Source organism: Catellatospora vulcania, assembly GCF_009720385.1.
In the GTDB taxonomy this organism is placed as follows: Bacteria; Actinomycetota; Actinomycetes; order Mycobacteriales; family Micromonosporaceae; genus Catellatospora; species Catellatospora vulcania.
In genome coordinates this window covers 122,622-142,989 of the sequence record NZ_ML769307.1, presented here as the reverse complement: position 1 = coordinate 142,989, position 20,368 = coordinate 122,622, and the positions used below count along the sequence as shown (strand labels likewise).

24 protein-coding genes are annotated in these 20,368 nt (G+C 72.0%); 12 read left to right on the top strand and 12 right to left on the bottom strand.

Going from position 1 to position 20,368, the window contains the following annotated elements; genetic code table 11:
- Positions 1-62: 62 nt before the first annotated feature.
- From F6W97_RS15290 to F6W97_RS15240, 11 genes are all read right to left on the bottom strand, one after another.
- Positions 63-1,103, bottom strand: coding sequence for a GNAT family N-acetyltransferase (locus F6W97_RS15290; RefSeq protein WP_155370996.1), 1,041 nt, complete (start codon positions 1,101-1,103; stop codon positions 63-65).
- Positions 1,100-2,221 carry a DUF3419 family protein gene (locus F6W97_RS15285; protein ID WP_155370995.1) on the bottom strand — a complete coding sequence of 374 codons (1,122 nt, stop codon included), beginning with the start codon at positions 2,219-2,221 and terminating at the stop codon, positions 1,100-1,102. Before F6W97_RS15285 ends, F6W97_RS15290 begins: the two co-directional genes overlap by 4 nt.
- Positions 2,205-3,248 (bottom strand): SDR family oxidoreductase, encoded by a 1,044-nt coding sequence (locus F6W97_RS15280; RefSeq protein WP_155370994.1) that lies wholly within the window; start codon positions 3,246-3,248, stop codon positions 2,205-2,207. The genes F6W97_RS15285 and F6W97_RS15280 overlap by 17 nt, the downstream gene beginning before the upstream one ends.
- The gene (locus tag F6W97_RS15275) at positions 3,245-4,126 is read right to left on the bottom strand and encodes a class-II aminoacyl-tRNA synthetase family protein (RefSeq protein ID WP_155370993.1); all 882 of its coding nucleotides are present in this window, start codon (positions 4,124-4,126) and stop codon (positions 3,245-3,247) included. Before F6W97_RS15275 ends, F6W97_RS15280 begins: the two co-directional genes overlap by 4 nt.
- The gene (locus tag F6W97_RS15270) at positions 4,123-4,365 is read right to left on the bottom strand and encodes a hypothetical protein (protein WP_155370992.1); all 243 of its coding nucleotides are present in this window, start codon (positions 4,363-4,365) and stop codon (positions 4,123-4,125) included. Before F6W97_RS15270 ends, F6W97_RS15275 begins: the two co-directional genes overlap by 4 nt.
- On the bottom strand, positions 4,355-5,236 hold the full coding sequence (locus tag F6W97_RS15265; RefSeq protein ID WP_155370991.1) for a diiron oxygenase: 882 nt from the start codon (positions 5,234-5,236) through the stop codon (positions 4,355-4,357). The genes F6W97_RS15270 and F6W97_RS15265 overlap by 11 nt, the downstream gene beginning before the upstream one ends.
- On the bottom strand, positions 5,233-6,177 hold the full coding sequence (locus F6W97_RS15260; protein WP_155370990.1) for a 3-oxoacyl-[acyl-carrier-protein] synthase III C-terminal domain-containing protein: 945 nt from the start codon (positions 6,175-6,177) through the stop codon (positions 5,233-5,235). Before F6W97_RS15260 ends, F6W97_RS15265 begins: the two co-directional genes overlap by 4 nt.
- Positions 6,178-6,296: 119 nt before the next feature.
- The gene (locus tag F6W97_RS15255) at positions 6,297-7,799 is read right to left on the bottom strand and encodes a hypothetical protein (protein WP_155370989.1); all 1,503 of its coding nucleotides are present in this window, start codon (positions 7,797-7,799) and stop codon (positions 6,297-6,299) included.
- A 114-nt stretch (positions 7,800-7,913) separates the two neighbouring features.
- Positions 7,914-8,309, bottom strand: coding sequence for a pantetheine-phosphate adenylyltransferase (coaD, locus tag F6W97_RS15250; protein ID WP_230686711.1), 396 nt, complete (start codon positions 8,307-8,309; stop codon positions 7,914-7,916).
- A 105-nt stretch (positions 8,310-8,414) separates the two neighbouring features.
- Positions 8,415-8,834 carry an MmcQ/YjbR family DNA-binding protein gene (locus F6W97_RS15245; RefSeq protein ID WP_155370987.1) on the bottom strand — a complete coding sequence of 140 codons (420 nt, stop codon included), beginning with the start codon at positions 8,832-8,834 and terminating at the stop codon, positions 8,415-8,417.
- 115 nt (positions 8,835-8,949) lie between these two features.
- On the bottom strand, positions 8,950-9,636 hold the full coding sequence (locus F6W97_RS15240; protein WP_230686693.1) for an ankyrin repeat domain-containing protein: 687 nt from the start codon (positions 9,634-9,636) through the stop codon (positions 8,950-8,952).
- Between the two features lie 118 nt (positions 9,637-9,754).
- Here F6W97_RS15240 and F6W97_RS15235 point away from each other — a divergent pair, with 118 nt between their 5' ends.
- Entirely contained in the window at positions 9,755-10,621 is an 867-nt protein-coding gene (locus F6W97_RS15235; protein WP_155370986.1) for a hypothetical protein, read from the top strand.
- 135 nt (positions 10,622-10,756) lie between these two features.
- Here the strand turns inward: F6W97_RS15235 and F6W97_RS15230 are convergent, their stop codons facing one another.
- Positions 10,757-11,710 carry a trypsin-like serine peptidase gene (locus F6W97_RS15230; RefSeq protein WP_330164973.1) on the bottom strand — a complete coding sequence of 318 codons (954 nt, stop codon included), beginning with the start codon at positions 11,708-11,710 and terminating at the stop codon, positions 10,757-10,759.
- Between the two features lie 450 nt (positions 11,711-12,160).
- Between F6W97_RS15230 and F6W97_RS15225 the strand changes: the two genes are divergently transcribed.
- The 11 genes from F6W97_RS15225 to F6W97_RS15175 all read left to right on the top strand — a co-directional run bounded on the left by F6W97_RS15225 (position 12,161) and on the right by F6W97_RS15175 (position 20,301).
- Positions 12,161-12,823 (top strand): DUF6882 domain-containing protein, encoded by a 663-nt coding sequence (locus tag F6W97_RS15225; protein ID WP_155370984.1) that lies wholly within the window; start codon positions 12,161-12,163, stop codon positions 12,821-12,823.
- Positions 12,824-13,066: 243 nt separating this feature from the next.
- Positions 13,067-13,339: a hypothetical protein gene (locus F6W97_RS15220; protein WP_155370983.1), complete on the top strand. Its 273-nt coding sequence runs from the start codon at positions 13,067-13,069 to the stop codon at positions 13,337-13,339.
- On the top strand, positions 13,336-13,695 hold the full coding sequence (locus tag F6W97_RS15215) for a hypothetical protein (RefSeq protein WP_155370982.1): 360 nt from the start codon (positions 13,336-13,338) through the stop codon (positions 13,693-13,695). The genes F6W97_RS15220 and F6W97_RS15215 overlap by 4 nt, the downstream gene beginning before the upstream one ends.
- Before the next feature lie 229 nt (positions 13,696-13,924).
- The gene (locus tag F6W97_RS15210) at positions 13,925-14,470 is read left to right on the top strand and encodes a hypothetical protein (protein ID WP_196279158.1); all 546 of its coding nucleotides are present in this window, start codon (positions 13,925-13,927) and stop codon (positions 14,468-14,470) included.
- A 205-nt stretch (positions 14,471-14,675) separates the two neighbouring features.
- The gene (locus tag F6W97_RS15205) at positions 14,676-15,194 is read left to right on the top strand and encodes an EF-hand domain-containing protein (RefSeq protein WP_155370980.1); all 519 of its coding nucleotides are present in this window, start codon (positions 14,676-14,678) and stop codon (positions 15,192-15,194) included.
- Complete coding sequence (locus tag F6W97_RS15200) at positions 15,187-15,636, top strand: cupin domain-containing protein (RefSeq protein ID WP_155370979.1); 450 nt, start codon at positions 15,187-15,189, stop codon at positions 15,634-15,636. The genes F6W97_RS15205 and F6W97_RS15200 overlap by 8 nt, the downstream gene beginning before the upstream one ends.
- Before the next feature lie 136 nt (positions 15,637-15,772).
- A complete protein-coding gene (locus F6W97_RS15195; RefSeq protein WP_155370978.1) occupies positions 15,773-16,837 on the top strand; it encodes a hypothetical protein in 1,065 nt (354 codons plus the stop codon).
- Between the two features lie 87 nt (positions 16,838-16,924).
- Entirely contained in the window at positions 16,925-17,437 is a 513-nt protein-coding gene (locus tag F6W97_RS15190; protein WP_196279157.1) for a MauE/DoxX family redox-associated membrane protein, read from the top strand.
- Between the two features lie 40 nt (positions 17,438-17,477).
- On the top strand, positions 17,478-18,020 hold the full coding sequence (locus F6W97_RS15185) for a TlpA family protein disulfide reductase (RefSeq protein ID WP_155370976.1): 543 nt from the start codon (positions 17,478-17,480) through the stop codon (positions 18,018-18,020).
- Between the two features lie 2 nt (positions 18,021-18,022).
- The gene (locus tag F6W97_RS15180) at positions 18,023-19,876 is read left to right on the top strand and encodes an ABC transporter ATP-binding protein (protein ID WP_155370975.1); all 1,854 of its coding nucleotides are present in this window, start codon (positions 18,023-18,025) and stop codon (positions 19,874-19,876) included.
- On the top strand, positions 19,873-20,301 hold the full coding sequence (locus tag F6W97_RS15175) for a S26 family signal peptidase (RefSeq protein ID WP_230686692.1): 429 nt from the start codon (positions 19,873-19,875) through the stop codon (positions 20,299-20,301). The genes F6W97_RS15180 and F6W97_RS15175 overlap by 4 nt, the downstream gene beginning before the upstream one ends.
- Positions 20,302-20,368 lie beyond the last annotated feature (67 nt).

Genomic DNA, 20,368 nt, shown 5'->3' with positions numbered 1-20,368 from the left:
GTCCGCGCCGCGTCAGGAGCGTGTCAAGGCCGTGACGGTGGACGGGTCGCCCCTCACCGGATCTACACCGTGGCGATCTCGAAATGCACCGGCGCGGCCAGGTCATCCGGCCCGCCCAGCACGAGCAGGTCGACGTCGGTGGGCTGCGCCCGCAGTCCGGTCAGGGCCTGAGCCAGCGGATCGCGGACGTCCAGGCCGATGGTGAGGAACGAGTGCTGCCCGTGCAGCCGGTTGCAGGCATGCCTGACCAGGGTGCGCAGCGTTTCCGGGTCGGACGCGCACGGATTGACCACCGTGCGGTAGCTCAGCTCCTGCCCGGTACGCGGCAGGCGCGGTGCGCGCAACAGCGGGGCCGCGAGGTTGAAGCCGACCCGGGCGGCCGCCAGGCGGGGCGAGTAGCCGGTGACGCGCATCTGCTTGATGTCGTGCTGGTTCCACAGCCCGACGAACCCGGCCGGCTCGCCGCCGGGACGCCGGGCCAGCAGGTACTCCACATCCGGCTGGGCGAGTGGGAACGATGCGCAGACCGGGGCGAACTGGCGGGACGCGGCCACGCGGCGCCACAGTGCGACCATGTCGGGTTCGTCCGCGGGGCCGGCCACGGACACCGTGAGGTCCGTGGTCGGGAGGCGGCGGCGGGTCAGCAGGTCGATGCTGTGCGATCGGATGGTGGCCCGTCGGCGTACGCCCGGTTCGACCTGCCGGCGCAGCATCTCGACGGCGTCGTTGCCGGCCAGTACGGTGCCGATCAGCGGCGCGTCCGGGCCGGCCAGCTCCCGGGCCGCGGCCTGGGCCCACTGCGCCAGCACCCGGGCGGTTCCCCGCCGCCGGTGCGCCGGATGCACTTTCAGGTCACCGACGTAGCCGAGCGGGGCCGGTTCACCGTCGAGGTAGGCCATTCGGCGGGCGGCCGCCACGCAGGCGATCGGGCCGTCGTCTCCGTCGACGACCCCGACCCGCCAGGCGTCCCCGGCGATCCGGTTGAGCGCGAAGAAGTCGGGCCGCCGGTCGATGCACAGCGACAGGTCGCCCTCCATCGCGCACCGGGACGCCAGGTCGACCAGGGCCGCGTTGTCCCCGGGCCGGGCGTCGCGGACCCTCACGGCGTCACCTCGCAGACCGCGAAGCGCCGCTGGCACAGGCTGCGGTCGGTGCGCATCAGCTCCTCGCCGCGCGCCCGGTCCTCGCGGACGGCGTCGCGCCAGCGCGGCGGCACCTCGGTCCAGCCGACGAAGTTGCGGAAGACCAGCCGGGCGCCGGGCCGGGCCGTGCGGACGATCTCGGCGAACAGCTCGTCGATCTCCGCGGCGCTGAGCCATTCACAGATGTTGGACAGGGCGAATCCCGCCATGCTGCGGTCCGGCCGCGTACGCAGGTAGCCGGTGAACGTGCCGTCGACCAGGGACAGCCGGTCCACCGGCACCGCCGCGTCCAGGTAGCGCGGGCGGCATCCCGCCGGGTATGCGCCGGTCAGCAGGTGGTGCAGGAAGTAGTTGCCGCCGATGTCCAGGTCGGTGAGCGTGTGTTCGGCGACCTGGCGGAAGTGCCGGGCGTAGCTCGGGTTCTCGACGTGCGCGAAGAACCGCTCGTCGTAGGTGCGCCGCAGCACCAGCCGGTTGCACAGCAACCGGAACAGCAGTCGCCAGCCGAAGGTGTCCCACTGGCGGCGGTAGAACTCTCGCCGGCCGTCGAGGGTCCGCGGGGCGAGCAGCGACCCGGTCAGGCGGGGATGGACCACGCGCAGGGTTCGGGCGATCAGGCGCATCAGCCGCTCGGTGACCCCTGCCTGCAGCACGCCGAGATCGACCACCTGCGGGCGGGCATCCCAGTAGTCGCGTGCCTGCGGCGTGAGCGCGCCGCGTACCTGCTCGTAAGCCTGCCGGCGTGCGGCCGGCGCCATGGGGACGCCGCCGAGCAGTCCGAGCGCCGAGCCGGGCGCGAGCAACGCGACCGCTGCCGCCTTCAGTTCCACGAGGTGGTTCTGGGTGCGGTTGACGTCGACGCCGACGACGTCGGCAGCGCCTGCGGCGAGCAGCGACAGCGCCGTGCAGCCGCCGGAGCTGACCACGGCGATCGGGCCGTCCCAGTGCCCGGCGAAGGCGGCGATCTCCAGTTCCGGGTCTTCGCGGACCTGGGCGAAGTACAACCGGTCGTCGGCGGCGCCGGGCAGTTCGGTCCGCTGCACGACTCGCGGCTGCGGCGTTTCAGTTCGCGGTGACACGGAAGCTCCTCTCGATCAGGTCGGTGCAGGCCGCTGCGACCAGCGCGGTGGCGTCCTGCGCCCGGTATCCGGGCCACGCCGCCCGCAGGCGGTCGGTGCGGAAGTGTTTGGGCAGGTAGAGCTGTTCGGCGAACGGCGTGACGGAGGCGAGCGCCGGTTGGAGCGGGCCGCCGCGCAGCCGCTGGGCGGCCTGCGCCATGTCGTGGAAACTGGCCTGGTCGCAGGGGATCGGGCGGGGCAGCATGCGCCGGCGGAAGCCCGGATCATGCTCGAAGACGGCGAAGGCGGTGTCGATCGCGGCGCCGAGGGTCACCGGGCCGGGGCAGATCTGGTAGACGCCTGGCGGTGCGGCGAGCAGCGCCGTCACGGCGTCGACGGTGAACTCGGCCGTGGCCAGGCTGAGCGGTGTCGCCGGGTCGCCGGGCAGCAGCGTCAGCAGCCCGGCGTGGTAGAGCCGCATCGTGTGGTGGAACGCGTTGTACTGGGCGACGGCCCCGGTCGTGTCGTCGGCGATCAGGGTGGGCAGGCGTGCCACCGTCACCGGGAGCCCCGGCGGGTCGAGCAGGCACTCCTCAGCCGCCCACTTCGACCATTCGTAGTGGTTGACGAACCCGGCGTCGTCGTGGCGGGTCTCGTGGACCTCGCCGCGTCGCCGACCGGCGCTGTACAGGGTGGACAGCAGCATGAGCTGGTCGAGGCGGTCGCAGCGGTGCGCGAACTCGCGCACGCGTGCCGTCCCGGCGACGTTGACCTGGTCGGCGGTGTCGCGGGTGACGTCGAAGCGGATGACGGCGGCGGCGTGGATGATCCGCGTGACCTGCCGCGGGTCCACGCGGGCGAACGGGTCGGCGTCGCGCAGGTCGACCGGCACGACGGGCGCGTCGGCGACGTGGGCGAGCCGGGCCCGCTTGTGGTCGAGTTCGGTCTCGTCGGCGCAGCGCACCGCCAGGATGAGGTCCTGTCCGCGTAGCGCGGCCGCGATCCGCCGCCCGAGATAGCCGTCCGCTCCGGTGATCAGCGTGCTCATCGGGTCACCACCTGCCGGGCCGCGGCGACCAGGTCCGGCCAGCCGTCGGGGTCCGGGCCGTGCCGGTCGACGAGGGCGTGCAGCCACCGTTCGACGCCGAACGCGAGGCAGGCGGTGGTGGCCGGCGCGCCGTCGCGGGTGATGGCGTACGCGGACCCGAAGTGGTCGTGGTGGAGGTTGGCCGAGGCGAGGGCCGGCGAACCGCCGTAGGCCGCCTCGTGCTTGACCGGTTGGATGCGCTGCAGGAGGTGGCCGGGGTGGCGGTCGGGGCGGAAGAACGGGTCCGTCGCCGGTGCCCAGTCGATCGGCAGGTCGATCAGCCCGGCGAGCTGGTCGACGGCCGCGCGGGCCTGGGCCAGGAACGACGCGGTCTCGTCGGCCGTGGCGAGGCAGACGATCTCCCGCATGGTGAAGGTCCACTGGCGGCGCAGCGGCTCGTAGGCCGACTCGCGGCGGAAGCAGGTGTTGCGTGTGGTCACGTACGTGGCTGCGGTCAGCTGCTCCCCGTGGTGCGCGGCGTAGACGTGGTAGCAGGCGGCCGGGGTGAGCACGGCGGTCACCGGGGCCGTACGGGTCAACGCGACCGCCCCGGAACGGTCCAGCACCGTCCCGTCGGCGAACCCGGCGAGGTTCGCCTCGGCCGGATCGAGTGCCATCGCGAAGGTGACCTGGTGCGGGAAGGACCGCAGGTGCCCGCCGAGGGACGAGGCGGGCAGCGTCATCGCGTACGCCTCCTCGCTCGCACCCCACCGGCTCGCGAGGTGCTGGAAGGCGCGGTCGCAGTCGCCGGCCAGCGCCAGCAGCGGCCCGTGCAGCCCGGCCTGCCCGCTGGGGTCCCAGCGCAGCCCGATGCGGGCCAGGTCCGCCAGGCCCGTCACGGCTGCCTCCCGAAGCGCGCCACCATGGCGTCGATCCCGTCGAAGTCACCTATGCGCAGCTGTTCGACGTCGATGGGTGCGCCGCGCAGCCGTTCGAGCAGAATGATCAGTTCCGGTAGGTGTACCGAACGCAGCAGGCGCAGCGTGAACAGGGGCGTGTCGTCGGTGACGGCCACCTGCCCGGTGTGGCGGCGCACGAAAGTGCGCAGTTCGGCGCGGATCTCGGTGTCAGAACGCATCGGCCGGCTCCTCGGTCAGGACACCCGCTGCGGCCAGGAACCGCAGGCAGTCCGCCGACACGCGGCGGCGGTGGGTGCGCTGGTCGGGTGCGGACCAGGCCGCCTCCGCCAGCTCCCACGGGTCGTCGAGCCCGGCGTCGGCGTAGACGTCGGGGTGGTAGTACTCGCGCCAGGTCGCGGTCACGAACCGGGCGAGGTCGTCGCGTATCTCGGCGGCGGTCGCCCGATCCCAGCCGCCCGCCTGCCACAGGGCCGTCACGAGGCGGCGGCCGAACACCAGGTGCCGGGCCTCCTCGCGGTGGTGGTTGTCGTTGATGAAGCGGGCCAGCGGATGCAGCCGCCCGTCGCGGGCCTGGACCCGGTTGTAGTGGTCCACGATCTCCTCGAAGATCAGCGTCTTGGCGAAGAACAGGAAGTCGTCGACGTCACGCGTCCGGTCGGTGGCGAACGACACCTGGCGGCTGCGGTGGACCCGCGCGTAGCGGGTGCAGAATCCGCCGAACCAGACGCTGTGCTTGTTCTCCTCGTCGAGGAAGTGGTGCAGGTAGCCGGCCGAACCGGCGAGGTCGCTGCGGTAGAGCCGCGCGGCCAGGCCCTGTATCAGCGCCCTCTCGCCGTGGATGTTGAGGCTGTAGAACCCGGCGGCCTCGTGGAACGCGACCCGGCGGCGGGCCCTGTCGTCCAGGCCCGCCCAGACCGGCGTGCCGTACAGGCTCACGTACTCCGGGGTGCCGAACCAGTCCCGTTCCGGGTCCACCGCGGGCGGCCAGTCGACCAGGGTGTACGGGTTCTGGTGCGCCCGGACCGACAGCCGGCTGAGCCGGTCGGCGGTCTGCGACACCTCGGCCAGCGCGGTCGCCAGGGCGCTCATGCGGCAACCTCCAGCACCGCGCACTGCCAGTTGAGCCCGAAACCGGCCATCGGCACCGCGATCCGCTGACCCGGCCGCGCCCGCCCCGACCCGAGCAGCGCGGACAGGTTGACGAGGGCGTCGGCTGAGATCACGTGCCCGACGTCGGCCAGGGTCGGGGCCCACACCCGGGCATGGTCGAGGCCGAGCAGGCGGGCGAGGATCTCCCACGCCTTCTCGTGGGTGTTCTGGGTGACCACCCAGTCCAGGTCGGCGGGCGTCAGCCCGACGCGCGCCGCGGCCTGGCGGACCAGCCGGTGGGTGTAGGCGAAGTAGGTGCCGACGGTCTCGTCGTCGCCGGCCCGGCCCAGGCCGCCGTTGGTGATCTGGTGCACGGTCAGCAGGCGGCACACATCCGGGTCACGGCCGACCACGCAGGCCGCGGCACCGTCCGAGATCAGGTTGTACGCCTGCTCGTACCAGGCGCCGGCCGGAAACCGGTCGGCGGTCACACACAGCACGCGCCGCCAGTCCGGCTCGGTCGCCAGCAGCGCGCCCGCCACCCGCAGCGCCCCGAGCGCGCCGGTGCACGCCTGCTGGTGCAGCCCGACCACGATCGCCCGGGACAGACCGAACTCGGCCTGCAGACGGCCTGCCGGGAAGTCCATCAGCTCCTTCACGTCACGGACGGGACCGGTGCCCGTCTCGCCGCCGGGCAGGCAGGTGGCGTAGACGATCGCGTCGATGTCGGTGAGGTCGCCGCGGGCCGCGATCTGCGCTACCGCCGCGTGTGCCAGGTCGTACGCCGTGTCGCCCGGTTCGCAGACGTGGTGCCGGCGGAAACCGGCCGCCTCCAGGTCCTCCGGAGCCGACCGGAGCAGTCCCGCCTCGGCCGACTCCCGAATATGCCGCTGCTGCGCGCCCAGTGCGTGGGCGAAGGATCCGATATAGAGCCCGTCCATGGATCTCATCCTGATCACGGCGGGCCGTGCGCACATGAGCGTCCGTACTCAGATCCCGCTGAGTCGATCGCCCCTCCCCCGTGAGGAGCACGACACTCACACCTCGTAGAACAGCGCGCTCAGCGCAGCGTGACGTGTGCGTCGGCGAGGAAGCGGTCAAGGTCGTCGCCGTGGGCGATCGCCGCGTGGTAGACGGCGTCGATCGCGGCGACCAGCGGATCACTGTTCGCCAGGGCGGTCAACGCGGGAAAGGCGGCGGCCGGCCGGCTCATCTCGTCGGCGTGCCCGGTTCTGAACACACCCGGCTCGTGGCGAAGTGGCACGGTGGTATGCGACACCTCGGGATCGGACATCAGCCGCTCGAACGCGCCGGCGCCGTACTGCTCGGTGAAGTATCCGGGCAGCGGGCGGGCGGCCTCGGCGTCGGCGAGCGCCTCGGCGATCCACCCGATCCGCTCCAGCCCCGCCACCCGCAACGCGTGGCGGGCCGCCCAGCACGCTGTTTCCCGCTGGCGGGTGGCAGGCGCAGCCTCGATGCGGTCGAGCAGCGAGCGGTCGATCCGCGCCAGGGACTGCGCCTGGCTGACGAGCGCGCGGACACGATCCGACGGTGGGGCGCCTCCCCACCGCTTGGCGTCACGCTCGGCCTGCCGGCGGCGGGTCTGCTCGGCCAGTGCGCGCGCGTCAGCGGCCTGCTGCCGCAACGTGTCCATCCACGGATACCAGCCCGGGGTGTCGAGCAGGTGGTCCCAGAGCAGGCCGACCGCGAGGGCTTGCCGACCGGGCACGCCCTCGTGCCGCAGCGTGAACCCGTCCGGGCCCGAGGTCAGCCGCACGGTGCTCGGCTCCTCGTCGGGCAGCGCGACCAGTGGATGCGGAAAGAGCGGCTCCTCGGCGGTGGCCCACGACCAGCTGAAGGTCTCGCTGTCGACCCGCGCCAGCCGGACCTCCAGGTCGCCGGCGGGCAGCACGCCCACCGGGACCTCGACCGGCGCGGGCCGGCGGCAGACCACGGTCACCCGCGGCAGGCCCGTGTCGTCCCGGTCCGGGTCGGGAGCCCCCGGCGGCAGGACGGACGGCCGACCGGACGGGCGCGGTGCCAGAGACAGCATCGCCCACTCGGCGGCCTTCGCCGGCTTCTGCTCCCAGCTGCGGCGCTGCGGGTCGGCGAGCACGGTGCGCCACGGGGTCTGCTCGGACACCGCCCAGATGTGCACCTCGTGCCGTTCGGGCGGGTCACCGTCGCCGCGAGTGCACTCGTCCAGGCGGTCGCGCGCGTGCAACCGAACCCGGATCAGCCCTCGCGGAACGGAGAGATCGGTGAGGGCCTCCGCCACGCCGCCGATCAGGCCGATGACCGACAGCCTGCCGGTGGGACTCCAGAGCGTCGCCTCGCTGACCGCGTCCCAACCGGCGTCGACTTCGGCCGGAGGGCCGGACAGGACACGGACACGTACGTCGATCCAGCCGGTGTGCACACCGCAGAAGCCGGTGAGATTGTTCGGCCCGCCGACGTGCAGCAGGTCATCGCCAAGGGTGTAGATTCCGAGCCCCGACGTGCCCGGCACGGTCCACACCTCGTACTGGCAGTAGCTGACCGGAAGCCGTGCCCAGCCGCTCATCCGGGCGCCATGATCTGTGCGAGGCAGGTCGTCCACCATCGGATCCTACGGCGGTCGTCATCGGGCCGCTGCGACCGGAAGCCGGGAGGACTGCTGCCGGCCACGCCGAGCGGCTCAGGCTCGCAAAGCCCGCACCGCGGTGGACGACATCGCCACCAACTCCGGCCGGGCAGGCACGAACAACGTCGTCACGCCCAGCACCTCGTTCGTCGCGGCCAGTTCGTGCTCGCGCAGGTAGTCGGTCGAGTTCCTGACCCCGCGGATGATCACCCTGCACCCGTTCGCCCGGCAGTAGTCCACGGTCAACCCATGCCAGGCGGCCACCGCGACGTTCTCCCAGCCCGCCGGGAGCAGGCTGCGGATCCCCCTCGCCCGTGCCGCGGTCGTCTGGGACGGCCGCTTGCCGTCGTTGACGGCAACCAGGATCGTCACCTGGTCGAACATGCGGCGCGCCCGGTCGACGACATCACGATGACCCGGCGTGAAAGGATCGAACGTCCCTGGATACACCGCTCGGCCCGGCCCGAGGCCGCCGTCAGACGCATGAGGCACCGAGCAAGAATATGGCAACGCCGCACGCGAGCGCGCCTCACCGCCCCTGTTCCGCGGTGCGGATCAGCTGCCCTGCAGGGGAAGAGCGACCCGGGCGACGAGGAACTTCGGGGCCATCTCGCAGTAGCTGTCGGTGATCAGTTCGGCGATCTCGGTCCAGTCGGTGTGGTCACCGAGAACGGCGGCGGCGACGTTGGCGCCCCAGGGGGCGCGGAAGAACGGGAAGCCGCGCGCGGCCAGGCTGAGCAGGTCGTCGACGGGTACGCGAAACGTCATCACGGTCGGCGCCTCGCCCGCGATGACGTGCTGGGCATAGACCGGGGAACGCTCCGGGTCGGGTGTGTAGACGTGGGCGACCGTCCGCGCGCGGATCCGCCAGCGGACGCCGATCCAGGCTGGTTCCTCGTACAGGTCGGGCAACCGCCGGCAGATCGGTCGCAGCCGCTCCAGGATCTCCGGTGGCACGTCTCCAGGGCCGGACATAGGCCGACAGTAACGGTTGTCGGCGACCTTCGCGCGCCGGTCGCCCGGCGCAGCCTTCGAGAGCCCGAGAACCCCGGCGACGAGAAAGCAGGGCGATCCCCCGCGTCGTCGGGAGTCAGCGCGACAGGATCGCGACCAGCTCGCCGAACCCGCGGCGGCGCGCGTGTTCGAGGGCGTCGACGCCGTCCCTGTCGCCGATGTCGACGCGGGCTCCGGCGGCCGTCAGGATCCGCGCGATCTCCTGGTATGGCGCCGACCCGTCGCCGAGGACGACGCACTCCAGCAGCGCGGTCCAGCCGAGGTTGTTGACGTGGTTCACGTCGATGCCCGTCTTCACCACGCGGCGTACGTAGTCGACGTGACCGCGCTCGCTGGCCGGGATGACGGAGATCCCGCCGTACCGGTTGACGATGGTCAGGTCCGGCTTGGCGGGCAGCAGCGCCTCCAGCATCGCCACGCTGCCCGTAACCCCGGTGACCAGCCACGGCGTGTCGTGCCGGTCGTCGAGCGCGTCCGGGTCTGCGCCGGCTGCGACCAGCGTCTTCGCGACCTCGACGTGGTCGTTCGCGGCGGCCAGCAGCAGCGGGGTGCGCCCGTTGGCGTCGCGGGTCTCGAGGTCGGCTCCCGCGGCCAGCGCCGCGCGCACCCCGTCGCCGTCGCCGCCACCGGCGGCGGTCAGCAGTCGCTGGTCGGCGGGGTCGGTCATGGTGTCCTCCCGGGACGCGGTGGTGGCGGGGGCGGTCCGTGCACATCCGGCTGCCGCGACGAGCAGGGGCAGCGTGAGCAGGGCGCGACGTCTCATGGTCGGATCAGCTTACGTTCGACGGCGGCGTGGGCTGCCGTGGTCCGCGACCGCCGCGCGGTGTCCAACGGTGTCCAGTGTGCGGCCGCACGAGCAGTACGCATGGAACCATGCGCCGATGACCACTTTGCATCTCCCGGGCAGGGGACGTCGGGCTCTCCTCGCCGGGCTCGCGTTCGTCTTGGCCGTCGCGGGCGGCCTCGTGGCGACACCCGGCGTGGCGTCGGCGGCGAGTCTGGCCTCCTTCAGCGCGGGCGTGTTCGAGCCGGGGCAGGTCAGGCACATCTGGTGGAACAACGCCAACTGGGACGCGTACGCACCCGGCCTGGAGGCAACCGGCGTCGACGATCCGGACGCGGTCTGCCACGTCAAGGTGAAGCGGACGTGGTACCAGCGCAACACCTCCGGGGAACGGGAGTTCCACCTCGAGATCGAGGGCGACACCAGCGACCGGTGCCGGGTGACGGTGTGGTTGGCGCGCCTGACCATGTACCGCCACTCCATCACGAGCACGCTGGAGCCTGGCGAGTCGTGGTCGGCACACTGGAACAACGCGCACACCGACCAGAACGTGTACGTCGTCGGGGTCCTTCCCGCCCAGGTCGACTCCGGCGCCTGCGCCATCGAGGTGACCACCGCGTTTCGGACCCAGCCGGACGGGGAGAACGAGTTCTCCTACCGGGCCGTCAACGTCGGCGGCGTGGCCTGCTCGGCCCAGCTGCTGCATGTGAAGCTCCCGGTGAACGACAGCCATGCCCTGAACCCGTTGAATCCCGGCAACGGCTGGGGGATCCGCACGGCCGCGCCGCCGGCCGGCACGAGGGTGCAGGTGGCGGGAGCCGCGCCCACCAGGGTCGCGACGGGCCCCTGCGACATCACCCCTGATCAGGAGGTGGGTTACAGCGGGTCGGCGAACTTCTGGGTGGACTTCACCAACACCGGCACGGTCAAGTGCGGATTGACGGTGACGTTCGCGTGGCTGTGACAGCCGGTCAGCGCCGGGCCGCTCGACACGGCGCAGGGGCCGGGCGTCGGATCCACCTGTCCGACACCCGGCCCCACCTCTACCGCAGGTGGCCTTCAAGGCTGCGAGCTGGGACGGCGGTGTCCCTGTGGTGGGCTACGGGGAGATGCTCTCGGCGTAGTCGAACAGGCTCTTGATGTCGTTGTCGTAGTACGGGCCGTCGAACTGGCCGTTGCCTGGGCTGTCGCCGTGGCTGACGGTGCTGTTGACGTACCCGAGGCCGGTGACGTCGTTGTACTCCTGCAGCCAGGGCCCACCGCTTGACCCGTAGGTCATGTTGCACCACATCCGGATGACCTGGTCGTGGCCGTACCAGGTGCCGCTCTGGCAGTACTGCTGGCTCTCGCCGCCGCCGAGGTTGCCCGGGTAGCCCAGTGCGGTGACGTTGACGCTGTAGCCGTAGTTCCAGCGCAGGCCGTTGCCGCCGACGACGTCCACGATCCGCTGGCCGGAGCCGTTGGTGTTCATGACGGCGAAGGCCATGTCCTCGCTGTAGCTGCTGCTGTTGATCCACGCGGTGCGAGCGGTGAGCGTGTACGCCGACCAGGTGCCGAACGGCCTGACCCCGTTGCGGTAGCGCGGCACGAACTGCCAGTTGCTGTACCACTGGCCGCCGGCGCCCTGGTGCACGCAGTGGCCCGCCGTGACGACCAGTCGCCTCTTGCCGCTGGCCACGGTGCTGGCCGAGCAGGAGGCCGACCCGCCGCCGGGGACGGTGAAGTAGACCTTGCCGACGGTCGCGGACTCGTTGAGCAGCGTGCCGAAGCCGCTGCCGCCGGTGACGGTCGGCGCGAGCGGTGCGATGCTGCCGGACGGCCCGTCGGGTGTGGGCCGGTCGCTCGACGAGGCGGTGGCGTCCTTGCCCTTGCCGAAGTCGAGGCTGACGGCTGACGCCATGCGGGCGGGTGTCCAGTAGGCGGCGACGTCTTTGGCGACGGCCTCGCTGGTCACCGCACGGCCGTCGCTGGTGCGGGCGACGGCGCTGGTGTTGCCGGATCGGTCCTCGACGGCAGGTCCGGCCTCTGCGGCCGAGGCGGCGGTCGCGATCATGGCGAGTGCCAGACCGGCTACGGCCTGCCATCGCAGGGTTCGTTTCACGAGGTTCTCCTTCGTCTCCCGGGTGCCATTCGCGGGCGACCAAACGATATCGACAGACCTTGATTGATCAGAATATGACGTATACCCCTAATCCACATTGAACTCATGAATGAATCCAAAACGCCTGGTAGGCGGATGATTATCGCCAGACGTGACGACTCACTCCCTCAAGTCGAGGCAGCCGGTCGCGCACAACCTGCGCAGGCGACACCCGCACCCGTACGAGGGAGCCCGGCCGCCTCACGTCACCCGCAGGCGTGCGCGGACCTCTCGCCCGGTGGCTCGGAATGCCACGCTGCGGACCTGCCCATCTGTCGCCGGAAAGGAGTCATCGATGCTGCTGCCCTGTCCGAGCTGACCGTCACCCCACAGCCGCACAGCGCGGTCTGGCACACTGCGACGATGCTGACGTTTGATCAACTCTTCGCCGAGCATGTCGCCACCGGGCTGGCCCGCCAGCTGGCACTGGGCGACCTGATCGGCGCGCGCGGCTGGCAACTCGACCTGGCCGGCGGCACCGTGACCTTCGGCGACGACCTGCGGTACCGCGTCCAGCTGCTCGGCACGGAGAGCCACGACGAGGGCAGCTGGCTGTGGGCATGGGCCAACGAGGCGAGCAACCTGCCGCCGGCGTTGCTGCAGCTGTGCGGCTGGCTCCGCGAGTTCGGTGACCGCCAGGGAATCGCCGAACTCACCGAGCCGTCCTTCGCGCTGGAGCGGGCCGACGGTCACCGCCTCGCCCTGCTGGCCTCCGGCCTGACCGGCCGGTGTTACTACCGCGGCCCGTACGCCGGTGGAGCCGTCTTCTTCCACCTCGACGACGCCCCGGCGCAGATCACCTCGCCGGTCCGGCCGGAGCGCGCGCTGAGTGTGCTGGGCCAGGTCATTCAGAGCTTCCCGGTGGACCACCGCGTCGCTGTGGAGTCGTTCCTGCGCCAGCAGTCGTGGCGGCTGGACCCGGCGCCCCATGCGGTGACGGCGCACCACCCCGACGGCTCCACCCTGCGCGTGGACTTCGACGCCCTGGGTCGCGTCAGCAACATGTCCGGCACGGTCACCCCGTAGGCGGGCGCGGGAACCGCACGAGTTCTTCGGGGCCCACCGGCACCTCCGCGGACGGATCACAGCACCCGTGCGAGCTGGATCACGGTCGCGGGCGAGGCGGCGGCATCGCGAGCCGCCACCGTGCAGCCATATCGAATCCGATATCAGATCATGCTCAGATCGGTATTGGCCGGAGCGGTCACCTGGTGGCCATACTCGCCTCATGCAATTTCTGATCATGGTAACCGTCCACCGGCCCGCACCGTGAAGACCGCGGCGGGCATGGTGGCCGGCTGGGCGCTCATGCTGTTGTGCGCGTACGCGCTGACGGTGGTGAGCCTGCCCGACACGGGCGGATCGTTCATGGCGTACGTGGTCGGGGTCTACTACGTGCTGCCCGGCGCGTTCGGGGTGTTGCTGGTCGGGCTGCTCACGGTGGCGGTGCTCGGCCGGCGGCTGCGCTCGGACCTGTGGCTGGGCGTCACGGCGGCATGGACCGGCACGGCGGCGGTGCTCGCGGGAGCGTGGCTGCTGTGAAGCTCATCTTCCTCGGCTGGTTCTACGGCGTGCCCCTGCTGCTGATCCCCGGCGTGCTGCGGCATCTGGACGACGCGGGCAATCTCCGGTCCGCCGACGGGCCGACCGCGATGCTGTTCGTGTACGGCGGCCTGGCCTGCGCCGTCGGGCTGCCGGCGGCCGGGCTGGCACTGGCCCGTCTGCGCCGGGACCGGCGCTGGAGCGTGTACCACGGCGCTGCCCTCGCGATCGGCGTGCTGCTCACCGCGGTCACCGCGGCGTCCCTGGCCACCATCGACCGCGTCGAGCAGCCCGAGCCCGCCTCGCCCGGACACTGCCAAGCCGTCAGCGGAGGCAGGGGTTGCCCAGGCGGCTGACGAAGCGTGCGGACCGGGACCGACGGACACGCGGACGGCACGGCCCGCGCAGCAGACGTGGAGGGACGGTCGCGCCAGGGGCAGCGGCGCGCACGAGTCGGACCGGCGACACGGTTCGGGTGAATTCCGGGGCGGCCCGTGCCCGGTAGCGGACAGTGAATGGCGCGGTGTCGGCAACGGCCCACACTCTTCTCGCATGACGCGAATCCGCACGCACAAATGGATCTCGGTGACTCTTGCGCTCCTGATGATGCCCCTGGTCGCGGCCGCCGACTGCGAGGGCCCGGTCGTGGCCGCAACGATCAACTACGAGCAACTCGGCGCCTGTAACGGCTTCCGGCGGCCGGACGGCGCGATGCAGCCCGCCCAGTCCGGGCACGCCTACGTGGTGTTCCGCATCAGCACCATCACGAACACCACCGCTGGCGCGAGCGACTTCCAGTTCGACCCGGTCCGGCTCTTCGTCAACTCTGATCCCAGGGCGTACGGCGTCGGCTACTACGCGCTCGGGTGGCGGCGTCCGCGAGCGGTCGAGCCCCGAACAGTGCGTGCCGGCACCGTCGAGACGTTCAACGGCACCGTGACGATGGAGGTGCCCGAGGGGGGCCCCAAAACCGATGCTGCCGCGGCGGCGCAGAACAAGAGCTACTTCGTGTCGTACGAGACGCCGGCCGGGACCCAGGGCACGTTCATGGCCAAGGCGAACAGTTCGCAGACGTCGTGGCACTACACGAACGACTGTGCGGAGATCGAGGAGTACCACCCGAACCCCTAGCGGGCGACTGCCTTGCCGGCGGCCGCTGACGGCGACCGCCGGCAAGGAGACGGCACGACGCACGGGCCCGGAAACTCCGTCACGGAAAAGTCGTGTTTGTTCGATTACGCTGCGTATACGACACGCCGTGGATCTTCCGGGAACGGCAGGTGGTGCATGACTACTGTGCTTGGTGATCACCGCTTTCATCTCATACGGGGGCATCATGGACACCAACATCTCGGACCGCATCCGTCTGCGCTTCAACCTCTTCGACGCCGACGGCAACGGAGTCCTCGAAGAGGAGGACTTCATCGCGCTGGCCGACCGGATCATCCAGGCGGTCGGCGCCGCGGAGACCGACCCCAAGGCCGACGCCCTGCGCGCCGCGCACGCCCAGTACTGGCAGAGCCTGCAGCTGACGAACGCCGCCGACCGGATCGACCTGGCCGCCTACGCCGCCACCGTGTCGGCCGCCGGCTGGTTCGACCGCAACGGACTCCCCTACGCGCAGTCGCTGGCCGACATCTGCGACCGCGACGACGACGGGCAGATCAGCCTCACCGAGTTCCAGCCCGTCATGGAGGCAGCGGGATTCGCCCCGGACAAGGTGCGCCAACTGTTCGCCTCGTTCGACCGGGACGGCAACGGCAGCGTCGACCGCGACGAGTGGATCGCGGGTATCGAGGAGTTCTACAACCCGAGCGTCTCCGACACGGTCACGGCCGTACTCGTCGATGCCTAGCGGCGTCGAGGCCCGCGTGCGGCCCGGCATCGTCGTGGTCCGCGACGACGGCGAGTCCGGTTACACCGGCCGCCAGGGCGGCGACTTCCACTACGGCGCTTCGTCGGCGACCGTCGGGTCGACCGGTCTGTGCATGCATGTGATCAACATCCCGCCGGGCTCCCGGGGCGTGCCGCACAAGCACGTGGGCCACGAATCCGCGGTGTACGTCGTCAAGGGCCGACACGAGATCTGGCACGGCGAAGGCTTCGACCAGCGTCTCACCGTCGAACCGGGAGACGTCGTCTACATCCCCGCCGACTACCCCCACGTCCCGGTGACGTATCACGAACCGGTGACCGTGGTTGTCGCACGCACGGATCCCGCCGAGCAGGAGAGCGTCCACGTCCTCCCGCTCGCCGGCGCACACCCGCTGCGGGAAAAACGCGCGTCCATGGCCTGATCAGCGTCAGGGAACAGCACAAAGGGACTGGCTGCCTCGCGAAGTCAGTCCCTTTGCGCTGTCATCCGGTGCCGAATCGGCTCTCCTGCCCGGCCGGAGCTTGCCGGGACGGGGCGTTCCGTGATCGAGTGCCCGGATGGCCGACGACTGGGACGAGCGGTTCAGCTGGGCCTGGGACCTGATCAGCGAGGACCCCGCCCGGCGCGACGACGCCCACCTGCGGCTCGACGAGCTGCGCCTGGCTCGTGCCTGCGCCACCACCCGGCAGCAGCACGAACACGCGAGCCGCCGGCTGCTGCCCGACGGCCTGTGGACCGAGTCGCGCCCGCGGATGCCGCGCGCCGTGCGCTACCGCCTGCTCTACCTGGACTGGGAGGTGCGGTTCCCGCACGAATGGGCCTGGCACGCCAAGTCCTGGACCACGAAGAAGAGCCTGCTGCGGACCTTCCACCACCGCGCGGACGAGCTGCCGGCCTGGGTCCGGACGGTGCTGACCGACCTGATCCTGTCGGTGGTGGCCCGGCCGCACCGGCTCGGCGACGAGCGCTATGCCCGGCTGGCGCGGGTACTGGCCGACGACCCGCTGCGCGACCGGCTGCGGGAACTGGCCGAGCACGCCGACGAGGGGGTACGCCTGCGCGCCGGCTACCTGGCGTGGGTGGTCGGCAGACGGGCCATGCCGGAGCCGAAGCCGAGCCAGTGGCGCGACTACCTGCTGCAGCAGGGACTGGCCGAGATGCCGACGGAACGCGCCGCGCCGATCCTGTCCCAGGTCGACCACGGACACGTGCCGACCCTGGTGCGCTGCCCCCGGTGCGACGGCCCGGCGGCGGCCGTCTGCCCCGTACCCGGACCGGCCGGCCAGGTGTGGCGGGTGACCTGCGCGCAGTGCCCGTTCACCGCGACGCGCCGGCCGGAGTTCAGGCAGGGCAACCGCTGGGACGGCAGTCCCGTCCACGATCCGGTGTTCCGCCTGCCGCTGTGGCTGCAACAGCCCTGCGCCGGTGGCCGCCTCTGGGCGTACGGGACCGCGCATCTGGACGCGATCGAGCAGCACCTGCGCGCCCGCGTACGCCTGGCCGACGGCGCTGCCTACCTCCCCGCATACCAGGTCGGCCTGCCGGACTGGATGATGCCGCTCGGTCGGCGCGAGGAACTGCTCGCCTCGATAGCCGCGCTGCGCGCCACCGTCCCCAGCTGACACCGCCTGCGCGGTCGATCGGCGCGGACGCTCGGGCGCGGCCCGATCGTGTATGGATCGTGTATCGGCCGTTCCTATGCTGGCCCGGTGGAGCACCTCGACATCGCGGTGCGGTGCCTGCTGGGGATCGTGTTCCTGGCCGCCGCGACCGGCAAGCTGCGCAACCGCGACCGGCGGCGCGAGTTCGCCGAATCGGTGCGCGCCGTCGGGCTGCTCGCCGGATGGGCAGTTGCCCCGGCCGCGATGACGGTGCTGGCCGTGGAGCTGTCAGTGCCGGCCCTGCTGGCCTGGCCGCCCACGGAGCTGCTCGGCTACCTGCTCGCGGCTGCGCTGCTGGCCGCGTTCTGCGTCGCGATCACGGCGGTGCTGCGGCACCGGCGCACCGTGGTCTGCCGCTGCTTCGGCGCCGAAGGAAGCCCGCTGGGCCGCCGCCACCTGGTACGCAACGGGTTGCTGCTGGTGCTGGCGGCAGCGGGGGCGGCGGCCGCGGGTTCCGGTGGCGCGGTGGAGCCGGCCGGAGTCGTGCTCGCCGTGGCCGCCGCCGCGGTGGCCGCGATGGTGCTCATCCGCTTCGACGACCTGGCGGACTTGTTCGCCTAGGGCGCCGGGCGTCCGTCTATCGCGGGATAGGAGTTCTGGCATGGTCTACCTGGCAACGGCCGTCACCCTGGTCGGCGTCATCGGGTTGCTCAACCTCGTGTTCACGTTCGGGGTCGTCAAGCGGCTGCGGGAGCACACCGCGCAGCTGACCGAGCTGCGCGAGCACGGCGGCGACCAGATCATGCTGCGGGCCGGGGCGACCGCCGGGCAGTTCCGGGCCGTCGCGACCGACGGCACGACGGTGGCGCGTGACGAACTGTCCGGCCGTACGCTGGTCTCGTTCTTCTCCCCCCGGTGCGTGCCGTGCCAGGAGCGGCTGCCGGCGTTCCTCGACTACGCGGCGTCCATGCCCGGCGGCCGGGACCAGGTCATCGCGGTGGTGGCCGCCGAGCCCGACGATGCGGCCGAGTCCGTGGCTGCGCTGAGCGCGGTGGCCCGGGTCGTGGTCGAGCCCGACCACGGTCCGCTGGGCAGCGCGTTCGCCGTGCAGGGTTTCCCCGCGATCTGCGTCGTCGGCGCCGACGGGGTGATCGTCGCGAGTGGCACGACCCTGGACGACCTGCCCTCGCCCGCGCTGGTGTGAGCATGCCCGACGGTCAGCCGCCCGGTGCCGGCCGGGCCAGGTGGTCGGCCGGGCTGGCCGGCTTACGGCTGGTCGGCCGCGGCGCGCCGGTGGCGGCGGCGGGCTTCGCCCTGGTCACCCTCATCGCAGGCGCGGCTCCGATCGCGACGGCGTGGCTGCTCAAACTGGTCCTCGATGCCGTGGCCGCGGGCGGGGCCAGCCGATCGCAGGTGCTGTGGGCAGGCGCAGGGCTGGGCCTGGCGGGCCTGGTCACCGCCGTGCTGCCCCGGATCGGTGACTACCTGCGCGGCCAGGTCGGCCGCAAGGTGGCCCTGGTCGCCGACGACGAGCTCTACCAGGCGGTCGGCCGGCAGGTCGGGCTGGCCAGGCTCGAAGACCCGGTGTTCCTGGACCGGCTGCGGCTGGCCCAGCAGGCGGCGGCGATGCCCGTGCAGCTGGTCGAGGCAGGCCTCGGACTGGCCCGCGGGATGCTGCTCGGGCTCGGATTCGTCGGGTCGCTGTGGCCGGTCAGCCCCCTGCTGACCGGGCTGGTGCTGCTGTCGGCGGGACCGGTGCTGCTCGGCGAGCTGGCACTGGCCCGGCGGCGGGCCGGGGTGCACCTGCAGATCGGCCCGGCCGAGCGGCGGGAACTGTTCTACCGCGGCCTGCTCGACAGCGAACAGGCCGCCAAGGAGATCCGGCTGTTCGGGCTGGCGGGTTTCCTGCGCGAGCGGATGCTGGGCGAGCGGCGCACCGCCGACCGGACCCTGCGCCGGGCCGACCGGCGCGAGCTGGCCGTGCAGGGCGGCCTGGCGCTGCTCAACGCGGTGGTGGCCGGGGCCGGGCTGCTGTGGGCGGTGGGGCAGGCGTACGCCGGGCAGCTCAGCGCGGGCGACGTCGCGATGGTCATCGCCGCGCTCGCGGGCGTGCAGAGCGGCGTCAACGCCGTCGTCAACGCGCTCGCGCAGGGCCACGAGCAACTGCTGCTGTTCGACCACCTGGTGGCGGTCACCACCGCACCGCCGGACCTGCCGCAGGCAGCCGCCGCCCGGCCGGTCCCGCCGCTGCGGCACGGGATCGAACTGCGCGACGTGTGGTTCCGCTACAGCGACGAGCACCCGTGGGTGCTGCGCGGCGTCGACCTGCACGTGCCGGCCGGGGCCGCGGTCGGGCTGGTCGGCCTGAACGGCTCGGGCAAGTCCACCATCGTCAAACTGCTGTGCCGCTTCTACGACCCGACCCGCGGGGCGGTGCTGTGGGACGGCGTCGACGTGCGCGAGCTCGACGTCGCGCAACTGCGCCGCCGCATCGGCGCGGTCTTCCAGGACTACATGGAGTACGACCTGAGCGCCGCCGAGAACGTCGCCGTCGGTGACCTGACCGCACTCGGCGACCGGGCCCGGCTGGTCGCGGCGGCCACCCGGGCCGGGGTGCACCCGGTGCTCGACAAGCTGCCGCACGGCTACGACACCCTGCTGACCCGCCTGTTCTTCGGCGAGTCCGACGACGGCGACGTGACCACGGGCGTGCGGCTGTCCGGCGGGCAGTGGCAGCGGGTCGCGCTGGCGCGGGCGTACCTGCGCGGCCGGCACGACCTGATGATCCTCGACGAGCCCAGCGCCGGCCTCGACGCCGAGGCCGAGGCCGAGGTGCACCAGGCGCTGCGCACGCACCGCAGCGGGCGTACCAGCGTGCTCGTCTCGCACCGGCTGGGCACGCTGCGCGACGCCGACGCGCTGGTCGTGCTGTCCGACGGGCGGGTGGCCGAGCGGGGAACGCACCGGGAGCTGCTGGCGGCCGGCGGCGTCTACGCCCGGCTGTTCCGGTTGCAGGCCGACGGCTACCAGCCCGACGACGCGCTCGTGGAGCAGCCGTGATCGTCGCGGCGGTATTCGTCGGGGTGCTGGCCGGGGCCGCCGCCACGCTGCTGCTGGTGCGGCGGCGCTACCTGCTGGTGACCGTCGACGGCACCAGCATGCTGCCCACGTTGCGGGCCGGTGACCGGGTCCTGGTGCGGCGGGGCACAGCTGCCCTGCGCGCCGGGCGCCTGGTGGTCGCGGGCTGGCCGCGCGAACCGGGCGCCACCGGCGACCCGCTGATGGTCAAGCGGGTGGCGGCGCTGCCTGGCGATCCGGCGCCGGCCGTGCTGCCCGAAGCGGCGGGCACGCTCGTGCCCGCCGGCCGCGTCGTCCTGCTCGGCGACAACCAGCAAGCCAGCAGGGATTCCCGCCAGCACGGCTACTTCGCCCTGGCCGACGTGCGCGGCGTCGTGGTGCGCCACTTCACCGGACCGCGCCGGTGACGCGTACCGCGCATGTATCGGCCGTATATCGAGCGACGTTAGCGTCTTGCTGAGTCCCGACATGAGG

Bases quoted from the DNA above. Each gene is read 5' to 3' on its own strand.
- F6W97_RS15280 (WP_155370994.1), bottom strand. From the start codon at position 3,248: ATGAGCACGCTGATCACCGGAGCGGACGGCTATCTCGGGCGGCGGATC.
- F6W97_RS15270 (WP_155370992.1), bottom strand. From the start codon at position 4,365: ATGCGTTCTGACACCGAGATCCGCGCCGAACTGCGCACTTTCGTGCGC.
- F6W97_RS15265 (WP_155370991.1), bottom strand. From the start codon at position 5,236: ATGAGCGCCCTGGCGACCGCGCTGGCCGAGGTGTCGCAGACCGCCGAC.
- F6W97_RS15260 (WP_155370990.1), bottom strand. From the start codon at position 6,177: ATGGACGGGCTCTATATCGGATCCTTCGCCCACGCACTGGGCGCGCAG.
- F6W97_RS15255 (WP_155370989.1), bottom strand. From the start codon at position 7,799: ATGAGCGGCTGGGCACGGCTTCCGGTCAGCTACTGCCAGTACGAGGTG.
- F6W97_RS15245 (WP_155370987.1), bottom strand. From the start codon at position 8,834: ATGTCCGGCCCTGGAGACGTGCCACCGGAGATCCTGGAGCGGCTGCGA.
- F6W97_RS15240 (WP_230686693.1), bottom strand. From the start codon at position 9,636: ATGAGACGTCGCGCCCTGCTCACGCTGCCCCTGCTCGTCGCGGCAGCC.
- F6W97_RS15235 (WP_155370986.1), top strand. From the start codon at position 9,755: ATGACCACTTTGCATCTCCCGGGCAGGGGACGTCGGGCTCTCCTCGCC.
- F6W97_RS15230 (WP_330164973.1), bottom strand. From the start codon at position 11,710: ATGATCGCGACCGCCGCCTCGGCCGCAGAGGCCGGACCTGCCGTCGAG.
- F6W97_RS15225 (WP_155370984.1), top strand. From the start codon at position 12,161: ATGCTGACGTTTGATCAACTCTTCGCCGAGCATGTCGCCACCGGGCTG.
- F6W97_RS15205 (WP_155370980.1), top strand. From the start codon at position 14,676: ATGGACACCAACATCTCGGACCGCATCCGTCTGCGCTTCAACCTCTTC.
- F6W97_RS15200 (WP_155370979.1), top strand. From the start codon at position 15,187: ATGCCTAGCGGCGTCGAGGCCCGCGTGCGGCCCGGCATCGTCGTGGTC.
- F6W97_RS15195 (WP_155370978.1), top strand. From the start codon at position 15,773: ATGGCCGACGACTGGGACGAGCGGTTCAGCTGGGCCTGGGACCTGATC.
- F6W97_RS15185 (WP_155370976.1), top strand. From the start codon at position 17,478: ATGGTCTACCTGGCAACGGCCGTCACCCTGGTCGGCGTCATCGGGTTG.
- F6W97_RS15180 (WP_155370975.1), top strand. From the start codon at position 18,023: ATGCCCGACGGTCAGCCGCCCGGTGCCGGCCGGGCCAGGTGGTCGGCC.